General features: G+C 66.7%; 11 protein-coding genes and 1 pseudogene. 7 read left to right on the forward strand and 5 right to left on the reverse strand.

Translation table 11 applies throughout. From position 1 onward, the window contains the following. Positions 1-12: 12 nt before the first annotated feature. Positions 13-519 carry a GNAT family N-acetyltransferase gene (locus ACGFIO_RS16575; protein ID WP_392827093.1) on the reverse strand — a complete coding sequence of 169 codons (507 nt, stop codon included), beginning with the start codon at positions 517-519 and terminating at the stop codon, positions 13-15. A 118-nt stretch (positions 520-637) separates the two neighbouring features. Between ACGFIO_RS16575 and ACGFIO_RS16580 the strand changes: the two genes are divergently transcribed. The 3 genes and pseudogenes from ACGFIO_RS16580 to ACGFIO_RS16590 all read left to right on the forward strand — a co-directional run bounded on the left by ACGFIO_RS16580 (position 638) and on the right by ACGFIO_RS16590 (position 4,307). Next, positions 638-982 (forward strand): ArsR/SmtB family transcription factor, encoded by a 345-nt coding sequence (locus tag ACGFIO_RS16580; RefSeq protein ID WP_392827047.1) that lies wholly within the window; start codon positions 638-640, stop codon positions 980-982. Positions 983-1,025: 43 nt separating this feature from the next. Further along, a pseudogene (locus ACGFIO_RS16585) lies at positions 1,026-1,226 on the forward strand (heat-shock protein HtpX); the annotation flags it as partial. A gap of 132 nt (positions 1,227-1,358) precedes the next feature. Continuing rightward, a complete protein-coding gene (locus ACGFIO_RS16590; RefSeq protein ID WP_392827049.1) occupies positions 1,359-4,307 on the forward strand; it encodes a FlgD immunoglobulin-like domain containing protein in 2,949 nt (982 codons plus the stop codon). 274 nt (positions 4,308-4,581) lie between these two features. On the opposite strand, the gene ACGFIO_RS16595 is transcribed toward ACGFIO_RS16590, so the two are convergent. From ACGFIO_RS16595 to ACGFIO_RS16605, 3 genes are all read right to left on the reverse strand, one after another. Continuing rightward, the gene (locus ACGFIO_RS16595; RefSeq protein WP_392827051.1) at positions 4,582-5,298 is read right to left on the reverse strand and encodes a cation transporter; all 717 of its coding nucleotides are present in this window, start codon (positions 5,296-5,298) and stop codon (positions 4,582-4,584) included. After that, positions 5,298-5,627, reverse strand: coding sequence for an ArsR/SmtB family transcription factor (locus ACGFIO_RS16600; RefSeq protein WP_392827053.1), 330 nt, complete (start codon positions 5,625-5,627; stop codon positions 5,298-5,300). Before ACGFIO_RS16600 ends, ACGFIO_RS16595 begins: the two co-directional genes overlap by 1 nt. Before the next feature lie 321 nt (positions 5,628-5,948). Further along, on the reverse strand, positions 5,949-7,184 hold the full coding sequence (locus ACGFIO_RS16605) for a sulfite oxidase (RefSeq protein ID WP_392827055.1): 1,236 nt from the start codon (positions 7,182-7,184) through the stop codon (positions 5,949-5,951). 200 nt (positions 7,185-7,384) lie between these two features. Here ACGFIO_RS16605 and ACGFIO_RS16610 point away from each other — a divergent pair, with 200 nt between their 5' ends. From ACGFIO_RS16610 to ACGFIO_RS16620, 3 genes are all read left to right on the forward strand, one after another. Next, on the forward strand, positions 7,385-8,662 hold the full coding sequence (locus ACGFIO_RS16610) for an ATP-binding protein (RefSeq protein ID WP_392827057.1): 1,278 nt from the start codon (positions 7,385-7,387) through the stop codon (positions 8,660-8,662). A 312-nt stretch (positions 8,663-8,974) separates the two neighbouring features. After that, positions 8,975-9,253 (forward strand): type II toxin-antitoxin system Phd/YefM family antitoxin, encoded by a 279-nt coding sequence (locus tag ACGFIO_RS16615; protein WP_392827059.1) that lies wholly within the window; start codon positions 8,975-8,977, stop codon positions 9,251-9,253. After that, on the forward strand, positions 9,250-9,660 hold the full coding sequence (locus ACGFIO_RS16620; protein WP_392827061.1) for a type II toxin-antitoxin system VapC family toxin: 411 nt from the start codon (positions 9,250-9,252) through the stop codon (positions 9,658-9,660). The genes ACGFIO_RS16615 and ACGFIO_RS16620 overlap by 4 nt, the downstream gene beginning before the upstream one ends. Before the next feature lie 1,502 nt (positions 9,661-11,162). On the opposite strand, the gene ACGFIO_RS16625 is transcribed toward ACGFIO_RS16620, so the two are convergent. Then, positions 11,163-11,618, reverse strand: coding sequence for a DUF4145 domain-containing protein (locus ACGFIO_RS16625; protein WP_392827063.1), 456 nt, complete (start codon positions 11,616-11,618; stop codon positions 11,163-11,165). Positions 11,619-12,474: 856 nt separating this feature from the next. On the opposite strand from ACGFIO_RS16625, the gene ACGFIO_RS16630 reads away from it, so the two are divergent. Further along, complete coding sequence (locus ACGFIO_RS16630) at positions 12,475-13,077, forward strand: SMI1/KNR4 family protein (protein ID WP_392827065.1); 603 nt, start codon at positions 12,475-12,477, stop codon at positions 13,075-13,077. Positions 13,078-13,243 lie beyond the last annotated feature (166 nt).

Raw genomic sequence — 13,243 nt, forward strand, 5'->3', positions numbered from 1 at the left:
GAAGATTGCTCCTTAGCTGATGTGAGGACTGCGGCGTTCGATGAAGACGACGTCGCGCCACCGGTTGCCTTGGCTCTGGTGCCGGCCGACGCGTTCGCGGATGCCGACGACGCGCCAGCCACAGGCCTGGTGCAGAGCGAGGCTGGCGGTGTTCTCGGGGAAGACGCCGGACTGGATGGTCCAGATGCCCGCCGCCTCGGTCGACGCCACCAGCGCGGTGAGCAGCGCGCGGGCGACGCCGCGGCGGCGGGCATCGGGGTCGACGTAGACGGAGTGCTCGACCACCCCGGCGTAGACCGCCCGGCCGGACACCGCCGAGACGGCCGCCCAGCCGAGCACGATGTCGTCGTGGTCGACCGCGACCAGCCGATGCGCGGCGAGCTTGCTCGCGTCGAAGGCGTCCCAGGTGGGGGCGGTGTCCTCGAAGCTGGCGTTCCCGCCGTCCACCCCGGCCTGGTAGATCGTCAGCACGGCGGGAGCGTCGGCCTCGGTCATCGCCCGCACGCGGATCGGGCTCATCCGCAGGCGCGCCGCCGGCTGAACCTGCTCGGTGTCACTCATCGCCCCGCCCTCGTGGTTTCGACGTTCGTCGAAGCCGAGGTTTGCACGCGGTTTCGATGTATGTCAACCTCGACGTATGTCAAAGCCAGCGGCCACCGTCGAGACCTGTTGCGCGCCGATGACCCAGACCCGGGTCGACGCCACCACGGCGACCGCGCTGGCCCCGGCCCTGAAGGCGCTCGGCGACCCGGTCCGGCTCCAACTGATGTCGATGATCGCCTCGGCCCCCGAGGGGGAGATCTGCGTGTGCGAGCTCACCCCCGCCTTCGAGCTGTCCGGGCCGACGATCTCGCACCACCTCAAGACCCTGCGCGAGGCCGGCCTGGTCAACGCCGTCCGCCGCGCCAGCTGGGTCTACTACAGCCCGCGCCCAGACCTCATGCGGCAGCTGTCGTCCCTGCTCAACCCCGACTCCGTTTGACCCTGGAATTCACCACCCGCACCGACGGAAGGCGACCACCGTCGCCCAGGACTCCGACGTCATCGTCACCATGGGCTGCGGCGACGCCTGCCCCGATTTTCCCGGCCAACGCTACGAGGACTGGAAACTCGACGACCCGGCCGGCCGTCTCCTCGACGTCGTGCGCGGCATCCGCGACGACATCCGTACCCGTGTGGAACAGCTCCTCGCCGACCTGCCCACCCACCCCCGGGAGGCATTGTGAGTTCAGCGAGGCCTCGTCAGGAGCCGAACGGTGTAGCAGCGCGCATCAAGATTCGGCATCGATGAGCTCCGGGCATCGGTTCGCCCGATTCGGGGGACATGACGAAGTCTCGGGTTTCGTTAACTTGTGCCCGTGCCCATAACCCGTACCTCGGCCATGCTGGCAGCGACGCTCAGCCTCGGCCTCACGCTGACCGGCGCACCGGCCGTCGCGTCGCCCGTCACCGCCGCGCACGCGGCGGACGTACCCGGTGAACTCGTCCTGCCGGCGTCGCCGCGGACCATCCCCCGCGCCACGCGCATCCTCAACGCCGGCGACAGCGGCTTCCTGTGGGTTCAGGAGGGCGACGACCGACTGCTGTGGACCGACTACTCCACCGGCGCGGCCACCGCGCTCGACCAGCGGCTCCCCTACACGGTCACCTACGACATGGACAGCGGCTACTTCCGAGAGGTGCCGTCGTTCGCGCCGGGGTGGTACGGCCGCGGCTCGGACACCGTCGCGCTGTACGAGGGCGGGGACGCGCCGCACGTCACGCTGCTGGACAAGACCCGGACGGTCGGCAAGGTAGCGATCCCGGCCGGGCAGGCATACCTGGGCACCTTTGGCCGCACCGTACTGACCAGGACCGGCGGTGAGGACGAAACGCAGGCCGCGCACCTGTGGCGGGACGGCACCGAGACCGCGGTGACCGGGCTGCCGGCCGACGCCACCAACATCACCGTCGAGGACGGCGACGCCCGCTCGATCATCCTCAAGTTCAAGGTGCCGTCGGAGGAAGGCTCAGAACAGGGCTGGGGCCACTGGAGCCTGATCGGCCTGAACGACGGGGTGGCCGTCGCGCTGCCCGACCGGCTGGCCGAGGGCCAGGGCTGGGAGGTCAACGGCTTCCGCCTCGGACTGCACACCGTGCTGCGGGACCGCGGCGGGCGGTACAAGTTCGACGTCCTCGATCGGGACGATCTGCGTGGCGACTACCGCGAGATCGAGACCGGCCCGTTCGCGTACGCCGACGAGCACGGCATCGTCGGCTCCACCTTCCTGGCCGTCGACCGGGTCGCGCCGGGCGACGACAAGTACCGCGGCCAGCCGCTGTGGGCGGTGCCGACCGACGTCGACAACCCGGACGAGACGTTCCTGATGGACCCGTCCGGCAACCAGATCGTCCAGACCCCGGACGGCTCGGCCCTGGTGGCCGGGGCGGCGGCGTACGTCGAGGAGGGCGACCTGGACTGGGGCATCTATCGCATCACGGAGGGCGCCGGCGGCCACGCCGAGCGGCACCGGGTGACCGACGTGACGCCGATGCCGGCCCAGGTCTACGGCCTGTCGCTGGGCAGCGGCATCCTCACCACCGCGGAGAACAGCAACAGCTATCACCCGGGTGACTACTACGGCAACTACCGCAGCACCTGGCTGACGACGCCGGCCACCGGCACCGCACCGGCGGTCGTCCGGTCCAGTGTGGACGGCCACGTCCGGGGCGACGACGGGTACTGCTACCAGGCCCAGGGCTGTGTCGCGATGTTCGCTGACGGCACCGGTTATCACGGCCGGCGGGCGGGCTCCTACTACAGCCACACCATGCTCTACGCCAACGGCGACGCCGAGTGGGGCCCGCGGGTCGACACTGGCGAGGGGAGCCCGGAACTCGCCGACCTGTCCGGACGGTACGGGGTGGTCAACAACCTGCCGTACCAGCGTCAGAGCATTGTCGAATTCAAACCCGGCGCCGCCGGCGTGGTGCTGGAGAAGCGCGAGCCGGTCGCGGCCGCCGTCTGGGGTTCGACGCTGTGGAGTGCCGCGCCGTCCGGCGGTGCCGTGGTGGCGACCCAGCTGCCCGGCAACAGCGTCGTCGAGACGTTCCGGACCACCGACGGGTGCGTTCCGACCGACCTGCAGGCGGTGGGCCGCTGGGTCTACTGGGTGTGCAAGGAGAGCTGGGGCAGCGTGCACGCCTCCGGGGTCTACGACCGGACGGACAAGCGGATGGTCGCCGCCCCGGCCGGTGACGTGCTCCTCGGCGACGGCTACCTGGTGCAGCACGAGACCGGCGCCGGGCTCAAGCTTCTCGACCTGACCGGCGGCCAGGCGCCGCGGACGCTGGTCGCGGACGACGAGCTGGGCCCGCCGTTCGTGTGGGCGCGGATGGGCTGGACCGTCGACCGGTTCAGCGGGGGTGTGGCGTACGCCGACGCCCGTCAGCGGGTACACATCGTGCCGACCGGCATCCCGGCGTCGGCGCTGACCGTGATCGACTCGACAGTGAGCACCCAGGTCGCCGGCTGGGCGGGCAGCTGGTGGCTGTCCAAGCCGGCCGCCGCGTGGCAGCTGACCTTCCGCGATCAGGCCGGCGCGGTCATCCGTACCCTCCGAGGATCTTCCGCCCAGGGCATCCTGAAGGCCACCTGGGACGGCAAGGACTCGGCCGGCCGGCCGGTCGCCGACGGAACCTTCACCTGGGCGCTGACCGCCCAGCCGGCCGACGGCCAGGGCGCCGCGCTCACCGTCGGCGGCGCGACCCGAACCGTGCCGGCTGTCATGAAGTCGACCAAGCGACCGTGGTTGACCGGCTCGTTCGTGGTCGGCGGGAAGATCACGGCGAACCCGGGCACGTCGACGCCGGCGGCTACCGCCTACTCGTACCGGTGGTCCGCCAACGGCGTCCTGATCAGCGGCGGGAACTCGGCGTCGTTCGTAATCCCGCCGGCCCTGCTGGGCAAGCGGCTGGCCGTCATGGTGATCGGCACCCGGCCGGGCTACATGCCCGCCCTCACCATGACGAACGAGTCCCCGACCATCACCAAGGGCGCCGCCTCGCAGGCCACCGCACGACCGGCCATGACCGGCACCACCCGGGTCGGCTACACCGTGCGCGCGTCGGTCGGCACGTGGTCGCCCAAGGCCTCGTCGTACGGCTACGAATGGCGGCTCAACGGCACGGTGATCCGGGGTGCGACCGGCGCCACGCTCGAGCTGACCTCGTCGATGCGCGGCAAGGCCCTCACCGTGACCGTGCTGGCCCGCCAGACCGGCTACAACGACGGCCGATCGACCAGCACGGCGGTCACCGTTCGATAGCAAGGTACGGCGCCCGCCCGGGTACAGCGGGCAGCACGGAACCTCGGCCCCGGAGCAGGCATGGTTGGGCGGACGTCGCACCATGCCTGCTCCGGCGAATCCTTGGCCAACCGGCGTTACTGTGCTTGCTTCGGCACCGGTTCCCGCAAAGCCGACCCGCCGAGCGAAGCGAGGTGCACCTCGGCCACGGGCCATCAGCGCAACCGACCGGCACGGGTTCGGCCACATGTCGCTTATCTGGCGCTTGGACTGGGTCGCGGGGTGTTTCGCGAGATCAGGAGGGTGGCGCGCTTGTGCAGCAGCCGTCCTGGCAGTGGTCGGCCGCAGACGGTGCCGTCAAGCTCGTGAGCGGTGGCGCGCAGCAAGTGTCGCCGCGCCAGGCTTCGCGGCCTTCCTTGATGGCGGCGGCGGCGATGATCAGGGCGGCGATCGGGTCAGCCCAGCTCCAGCCGAAGAGGATGTTGACGGCGAGGCCGGCGAGCAGGATCGCGGACAGGTAGGTGCAAAGCAAGGTCTGTTTGGAGTCGGCGACGGCGGTGCGGGAGCCGAGTTCGCGGCCGGTTCGGCGTTGCGCCCAGGACAGGGCGGGCATGACCGCCAGCGATACCGCGGCCAGGACGAGACCGACGCTTGAGTGCCGGGCGTCGCCACCACCGAGCAAGGAGCGTACCGATTCCACAGTGATGTAGGCGGCGAGCGCGAAGAACGAGAAGGCGATGATGCGTAGCGCGCTCTTCTCGCGGGCCTCGGGGTCGCGGCCGGCGAACTGCCAGGCAACAGCGGCGGCGGACGAGATCTCGACGATCGAGTCGAGGCCGAACCCGATCAGCGCGGTGGAGTTGGCGGCGGCGCCGGAGCTGATCGCGACGGCGGCTTCGATCAGGTTGTAGGTGATGGTGGCGGCGACCAGCAGCCGGATTCGGCGGGCGAGGATCGTGCGGCGTCGCGCGGTCGGGCCGGCCGGGGTGAGGGAGAGCAGAGGCCGGCTCATCAGCAGCAGTCCTGGTCGGCGGCGTCGGGGCAGGCGGCCGGGTCGACGGCCAGGACGAGACCGAGCAGGTCGCCGAGGGCGTGCCGGATGCGGATATCGGCGAGTTCGTAGCGGGTGCGCCGGCCCTCGGGCACGGCGACGACCAGGCCACAGCCGCGCAGGCAGGCGAGGTGGTTGGACAGGTTCTGCCGGGTGACGCCGAGCAGGTCGGCCAGCTCGGCCGGGTAGCCGGGCGCTTCGCGCAGGGCGAGCAGGAGCCGGGCCCGAGTGGGGTCGGACAGGGCGTGGCCGAAACGGGCAAGGGCCTGGCCATGGGTTGCTGTCTCCACGCTCCGGACGATACAGCAATTTCTGTATTCACTGGAGGCTGAACTGTCGATTCGACTGGAGGTTTTGAGATCACGACCGGCTCCTCGCGGAATCGCTCGATGAACGGCCGAGCTCGATCGGTCACGATTGGTGTCGTACCCGGGTGGGACGCTGACCACGACGGACAGATTCATGAGAGGTACGACGTAGCCGCGATTCGCGCGGACATGTTCCGCAACGACATCCGGCTCCAGCTGTCGTAGCGAGCCCGGCGAGGCGCCGGAGCCGGTGCGGACCACCTGAACTCACGCGGCCGGGGATCGCCGACTCGGTCCAACAGGTCAGACAGCGACCGCCGACACGGGATGTCGGACCACGCCGTCGAAGAGGTAGCCGAGGGTGTTGTAGCGGGCGACGTCGGGTTGGGTATTGCCGTGCACGTCGGTGGCTCGGGCCAGCAGTTCGTGGTTGCCTGCCGTGGGTTTCCAGTCGAGTTCCCAGCGTTGCCACGCCGCGTCGAGGTCGAGGCCGATGGGCCGGGCGCGCCGCCAGTGGTGGCCGCCGTCGGTGCTGATGTCAACGCGCCGGATCGGGCCGCCGGCCGACCACGATCGGCCGGTCAGCCTTACGGTGCGGCCGGCCTCGACGGTGGCGCCGAAGTCGAGCTCGAAAGCGCTCTTGATGACCTGCTTGTCGAACGGCTGCCCCTCGTCGGGATAGCCGGGACCGAATAGTCGGTAGAACTGGGTGTTCCAGGGCGAGAACAGCGGCTGGTCGGAGACCTCGATCCGGCCCACCCATTTGATCGAGGACACCCCGATCCAGTGCGGCACCACCAGGCGTACCGGATGGCCGTGATCGGGCAGCAGCGGCTCACCGTTCATCTCGTACGCCAGCAGCACGTCGTCCAGGGCCTTGCCGACCGGCATGGGACGGCGCACGTGGCCGAGGTCGACGCCGCCGGTCACGTAGTTCGGGTCGAGCCCGGACGGCATCACGTCGACCGCCCGGCGGGACAGGCCGGCTCGGCGCAGCACGGTGGACAGCCGCACGCCGCGCCAGCGTGCGACCCCGACCGCCCCGAGCGTCCACGCGGTGCCGGTCACGCTCTGATCCTGCTGGGTGGTGAAGAAGCTGCGCCCGTTGCCGGCGCACTCGATCGCGGTGATCGCCGTCTCGCTCGGCAGCCGGCGCAGATCGGCCAGGCTGAACTCGACCGGCCCACCGCGCAGACCGGCCCCGTCAACGGTCAATCGCCAGGTACCGGCGTCGATAATCGGGGTGCTGGTGTGGTCGCGGACGAAGAACCGGTCGACTGGCACCAGATACCCCTGCCCGAGCATCGCGGACCACCGCATCTCAGCGTTCGACCCGAACACCGTGAACAAGTCCGGCGGCAACGGCTTGACGATCGGCCCCGGCGTATCCGCCGACGCCACCTCCGGGCCCAGCAGAGTTCCCGCCGAGACAGCGGCGGCCAACGCGAGGAACGTCCGCCGGGAAAAGCCATCGGCTTGCCCGATCTGCCACTGCCGCAGCCGCAACGCGTCGTACCCGGCCTCGTCAACCATCTTCATCAATCAAACCTATCGATGCGATAGGCAGAGACGGAAGACACACACCCAAAGTCCTCGCGCGCCTTCTTCTTCCCGCCGCCGGACGGGCAACCAAGCCATGTGTTGACCGGGGCATGAAGTTCACCTGCAAATACGGAATCCAAGGCTGCAGAATGCGGAATATTTCCCTCGCAGATGCGGAACAAGATAGCCTGACAGCCGTGGACGGATCTCTCACTGGCATAGCTCCGCGCCAGCTCGCGGCCGTACTGACCCGCCGACTGAGCGAGGAACCGGCACTCGTGCTCAACGGCCCCCGCACGGTCGGCAAGAGCACTCTTCTGCATGCGCTTGCCGACCGTCTGGGACGGCCGGTGGTCGACTGTGACGACCCCGCTACTCGCGCCGCGGTTCGTGCCGATCCCGGGCGATTCGTCAGCGGCCCCGGCCCCATCTTGATCGACGAGTACCAGCACGTCCCTGACCTCCTGAGCGCGATCAAGGCCGAGCTGAACCGGGATCTCAGTCCAGGACGGTTCGTCCTGGCTGGATCGACGCGGTACGTGACCCTGCCCGATGCCGGACAGGCCCTGACTGGCCGGGTCGACATTCTTGACGTGCTGCCCCTGACACAGGCGGAGGTCGACGGAACAACCGACGACTTCATGGTCGGCAGGCTGCTCGACGGCGCTGATGTATCGCTCGGATCGGCCCCGTCTCCGACGACGCGCGCCGAGTATGCGCGCCGGATCATTTCGGGCGGGATGCCTGTCGTGCTACGGCGGCCCCCGGGACGGTCGCGGTCGCGTTGGTTCGCGAACTACCTCGACCTTGTGATTGAGAGAGACGTGCTGGAGTTGAGCCGGGTACGTCAACGGGAAATGCTCCCCCGGCTACTCCGTGTTCTCGCCGCTCGGTCCGGCCAAGTACTCAATATCGCCAGCACGGCTTCGGCGGTGGGGATGGAGAAGTCCAGCGCCGAGAATTACCTCAAGCTGCTGGAGGCCGTCTTCCTCGTTCAACGGGTGCCGGCCTGGGGAACGACGCTCGCCTCGCGGGCCGCTCGGCAACCCAAGGTCCATCTCGTTGACTCGGGCGTCATGGCTTGGCTTCTCGGCCTTACGCCGGAGAAGATCGCCACTAACAACCCGGCAGCATTAACGGAGTACGGCCACTTGGTCGAGACGTTCGCCGTCGGCGAGATTCTTCGCCAGGTGACCTGGTTGGACGCGCCCGTCGTGGTCGGTCACTTCCGCACGTCTGACGCCCAGGAGGTGGATCTGATACTGGAGCGCGACGACGGGATGGTCTTCGCCTTCGAAATCAAGGCCGGTACCCGCGTAGACCGGTCCGACGTCGCCGGCATCAGAGCCCTCCGCTCCCGCGTCGGTGAACGTCTCGCTTCGGCCATAGTGCTGTACACCGGCGAATTGGCCTTCCGATTCGACGACGGCACCCTGGTACTTCCCATAGACAGACTCTGGTCGAACAGGTCGTAACCACATCGCCAAAGCGTTTACCCCGTGGCGATGCCCCCATTCCGGAGAGAAACGAACACGGCACCGGCCAACAGCGGCCGCTGCGCCCGCCACCCAACACCAGCGACACAACCGCAGGCGCGACCACCGCACCGTGGGGTTTCCGGGGGTCGCCCCGGAGCAGGCATGGTGGGGCGGACGTTGCACCATGCGAACCGCCGGATCACTGTTGACGGCAACCCGCTGCCGGCGCGTTTGAGCAGATCAAGGGATAGCACCGGTCAGACCAGGCAAGCGTTGGCCATGTAGAACCATTTGTTCTACACTCAGCGCATGGAGCGTATCGGTGTCCGCGAGTTGAACCAGAACACGAGCCAGGTGTTAGCCCGTGTCAGCGGAGGTGAAACCGTCGAAATCACCGACCGTGGGCACCCCATCGCCCGCCTCGTTCCGGTCGGTGACGACCGTTCCGCCCTGGCCAAACTGGTAGCCGCAGGCCGGGCAGTCGCTCCCATCAGCAGCGGTCCGGTTCCGCTACCACCCAAGCTCGGCGACGAGAACATCGACGCCGCTGCGACACTCGTCGAGATGCGCGATGAGGAGCGCTGGTGATCTACCTCGACTCGGCCGCGGTCGTCAAACTCGTCCGCCAAGAGACGCACAGCACCGAACTCGTCGCCTGGCTCAACGCCCACAGCGATGCGCCCCTCGTCTCATCGGCCCTCGTGGAAGTGGAAGTGCCCCGGGCATTGCGCCGGTCAGCCCCCCAGGCATTGGTCGGCGTGCCGGCCGCAGTCGGACGGCTGTTCCGGCTGGAGATCGACAGCACGATCCGCGCAACAGCGGCTGCCTTCGCCGAACCGACACTGCGCAGCCTCGACGCCATTCACCTCGCCACCGCGCAGGTTCTCACCAACGAGTCCGGATCGGCGCTACTGGCCTTCGTCACCTACGACCGCCGACTGCTCGACAGCGCCAAAGCAGCCGGGCTGCCCACGGCAAGTCCCGGCCAGGAGTAAACCAGCCTGCCCGCGAGTCACGTTTGGACTGCGGCAAGCCACAAACAAGGCCGGACGATGCACCATGCGGACCGCCCGGCCACCACGATTCGGCGATCCCGTGCCCGTGAGTCTCAGCAGCTCAGGGCGTAGATGAAGCGTTGCTATCCAGCGGCACGACTTAATATGCTGGGAGGACGGCGAGGTGGCTCAGGCCGTATCTCAACTGACCCGTGAGGCACGCCTGGAAAACCGATCTGCACCTACCTGTTCCGACAAGTCATCCCCTTCCACCGTTGGGCAATCCCGCATGAGGGTAGCTCTAACCCGTTATTGACTGATGTATGGATTCCCGGCCGGCAAATTTTGATAGAGACAAAGTCTTCCAGTCGACGGAACGAGATCCGTCTAGCGATTGGACAGCTAGCCGACTACACACGATCTCTTCCTGATTGCCGACATGCGATCTTAGTTCCCACACGACCATCAAACGACCTCATCCACTTGGCACACAGCCAGGAAGTCGGGGTGATCTGGCCCGACGATCACGGAGCGTGGGACGTGAGTATCACCTGGCTGCTCGGCCTCTAGAAGTTCACACCGATACGGCCAGCCACAGGACCGACCAGCACGCCCACCGCAACGTGGGGTCTGGGGGTCGCTCCCAGGAAGAAGCAGTGGGCCGCCAGGGACTCGAACCCTGAACCTAAGGATTAAAAGTCCGCAGTTCCGCTACTTTGCGAGCAGTGTCCGTTTCATCCGCACGGAGTGGTGACCATCCAGTGAATACGGCCGCAATCCGGCGGCGGTGGCGTGGGTCCGGGCCGACTTCGCGGGTCGCGGTTAGGGTTTTGGTCGTGGGAATCCGTTGGTAGGCATACAAATCCGTCCTGCTCTTGAACGTCCGAGCACCCACGGAGCACCCACGTCGCATGATTTGAGGCTTGCGGGTCCGGGCGGTCACGCCCGACGGCAGCGAGACGAGGTGGGTGGGGCGCGCAGGTTCCAATGCGGAATCGGTACGCCAAACGCGCACTGACCCGGAACCGAGACCTTGGGAGAGCTGCGACGCCGGTTGGCGGGGCGACCGCGTCCACCGCTCACGGTGAGTAGCCGGTGGACATAAGTCGGGGCCCGGATCGCGGCAAATGAGGACGTCGTTCGCGGCACTGTACGGCGGTGCCGAGCCGCTTCTACCGCCGTCGCTGGGACGAGACGCGAGGCGACCAGTTCGACGGTTAGGGCCACTCGTTCTGGTATTTCGAGACGGGACGACGAGGGCTGGCCCATCCGTCAGGTCGAGATCTACGACGCCGGCCACGTCCTGCGTTACGGACCCGGACACGACGAAGACCGCAACGGAGTTCTCGGGCAGGCCAGCCTCTACGACTCAGACGAGAACTGGAGCACCTTCGAGATCACCGTCAATGAGTTCGAACGGGTCTGGCACACAGACAATCCGTGACGACGCGTTTGTTAGGCGGCGCACCGATCGCGGCATGGCAGTGCGTGATGCGCATAGTTTAGGATGAACTTCTGCGCTCTTTGAACTTCTCGAATTTGTTTGAAAATACGTATACGTAGTCGAGTAGCGCTTCGCAAAGATCTAGAGCGTCTTCGGCGTCTTGGCGACCAACGGATGAATCGCTGTAGTGAGCCCCTGCATTGCCAAGAACGCGCAGGCCTTGAGCCCATTCAAGCAATCGACCTTCGATCATTCCCTGCTCATTGAGCGTCGTGAGTGACCTGCTCAGGTCCCTTTCCCGGACACCGTGGTCTACACACACACCTTCCAATGCCCGTCGCACCATTACTACAGCCGCCCTGTAGGCCTTGGCATCGAAGCAGACACGTGCTTCGCTATGAGTTGCGCGAAGGCCGTCCGGTATTGCGGTGTTGAGCGAACGCTGCTGAGGGGGCCAAAGGCGATATGGTTCGTCGTCCCAGCCGCGACCGTAGTTCTCCTGCACCACCAGCATGGGTTCGTCGCATCGGTCGCAAACCACGAGTGAATATCGGGAAGGAAAGGGTCGTTTGCTCTCGGGGGACAATTCCGCGGGGAGATCCGCTAGGCCTGCAATGTTGCAGGTTCGCGGCCGCTCGCAGGCCACGCATATCATGACCAACTCACCGAAAGACATCATCGGCTCTATCGGCTGATGGAGAGGCGGCTCGATCTCCAACCTAGACCTCCTTGGGTGGCGTAGCGCCAGGCTAGCGTAACCATTCGCGGACGCACCTCGCTGCCGTCGCTGCCGATGTTCTAGAAGGCCCGTCCGAGGCTCACGCCGTCCTGAGCAAGGCGAGCTTGGCCGCGAGGCGGGCCTGGACATCAGGCCAACAAGTCAGCTCGCTGGCCAACGCGTATCAAGACAAACGCATGTTGGCGCGAGCGTGCGCCGCCCCCGTATTGGCAGCCTTACGGTCCGCGACGCGCGACTTGCGGCATGTGAGTGTGATGCTCGCGGTCCGCGAGGAACGAACGCTTGAGAAATCCGAGACCTTGTACTTGCGAAGCGCTACGCCCGATACGGCAACCTAAGTGGATGCCACATCGCTGCTGGACGACCGAAGAGCTACATGCCGATCTAGACCGGTTCCGCGAGGAACTTGTCGCGGCCGGTAAGGCCGAAAATACCGTGCAAACATATGTGGATCGTGCCGAACGCTACATCCGATGGCTTGACGGCAAGTACGACCCCCGTGGTGAGACGCGGCGGTGATCGCGCGGATCGCGGCAGATGAGGACGCACGCTGGCGGGCTGGCAGCGTGCTTACCGATGCAATACCGCGATCTTTGCGGCCAACTCCTCAGTCTTCGGGGATGCTGGCCACATGGGGCAATTAGCGGATGTGCAACGCTCATGGAGCAGGATCGTCAAATGGCTCGCAGACAACTGCCCAGATGATTTTGCGGGCCTTCAGGGCCCCGCTCCCGCTGAGCAGCTCGACGTTATCGAGCAGGTCTTGGGAAGGCCGCTGCCGGCTGATCAGCGGGCGTGGTGGCGGCTCGCAGATGGAACTGACGAAGGCGGTACCGCCGTCTGGCTCATACCCGTCGCTTGGACACCGCTCTCCACGAGAGATGCCCTGGCCAGATACCAAGGCATGCTGAAGTTCGTCGCCGACGAGCCCAAGCTTGCTCACCGGCGCGCCGAGCCAGCCGGTTCTCCGCACTCCTGGACTTGGCTGCCGGAGTGGTTTCCGATAGCCCACAATCTTGGAGGGGACTACCTCTTCCTCGATCTACGTCCCGGACCGAAATCCGGATGCGTGGGAATGCACCGCAAGGATGAATGGAACTATGACGGCCCGATCTGGCCGAACGTGACAGCAATGTTGTCGGACGTTGCTGATGCATTGATAGATGGCACCGAAATTAAGCGAAGGCGCCCCATCGTCGAAAACGGTCGGCTCAACTGGTCACTGACTGGTTGAGGTTCCAACTCGACGCCGCCGGGGCAGCACTTTGCTTGATGTCTTTTCACCGGAATTGGACGAGCGCGCATTCACATCGGCAGATCCGGATGCCGTCGGGGCTCGGCGTACGTCGCTCTGCGCAGAGGATGGCTGATGCCGAGAGCGTCGCCGGGTCCAGATGTCG

It is taken from the genome of Actinoplanes sp. NPDC049265, assembly GCF_043197135.1.
GTDB lineage: Bacteria > Actinomycetota > Actinomycetes > Mycobacteriales > Micromonosporaceae > Actinoplanes.

Coding starts and splice junctions, on each gene's coding strand:
- ACGFIO_RS16575 (WP_392827093.1), bottom strand. CDS start 519: ATGAGCCCGATCCGCGTGCGGGCGATGACCGAGGCCGACGCTCCCGCC.
- ACGFIO_RS16580 (WP_392827047.1), top strand. CDS start 638: ATGTCAAAGCCAGCGGCCACCGTCGAGACCTGTTGCGCGCCGATGACC.
- ACGFIO_RS16595 (WP_392827051.1), bottom strand. CDS start 5,298: ATGAGCCGGCCTCTGCTCTCCCTCACCCCGGCCGGCCCGACCGCGCGA.
- ACGFIO_RS16605 (WP_392827055.1), bottom strand. CDS start 7,184: ATGAAGATGGTTGACGAGGCCGGGTACGACGCGTTGCGGCTGCGGCAG.
- ACGFIO_RS16615 (WP_392827059.1), top strand. CDS start 8,975: ATGGAGCGTATCGGTGTCCGCGAGTTGAACCAGAACACGAGCCAGGTG.
- ACGFIO_RS16625 (WP_392827063.1), bottom strand. CDS start 11,618: ATGCTGGTGGTGCAGGAGAACTACGGTCGCGGCTGGGACGACGAACCA.
- ACGFIO_RS16630 (WP_392827065.1), top strand. CDS start 12,475: ATGGGGCAATTAGCGGATGTGCAACGCTCATGGAGCAGGATCGTCAAA.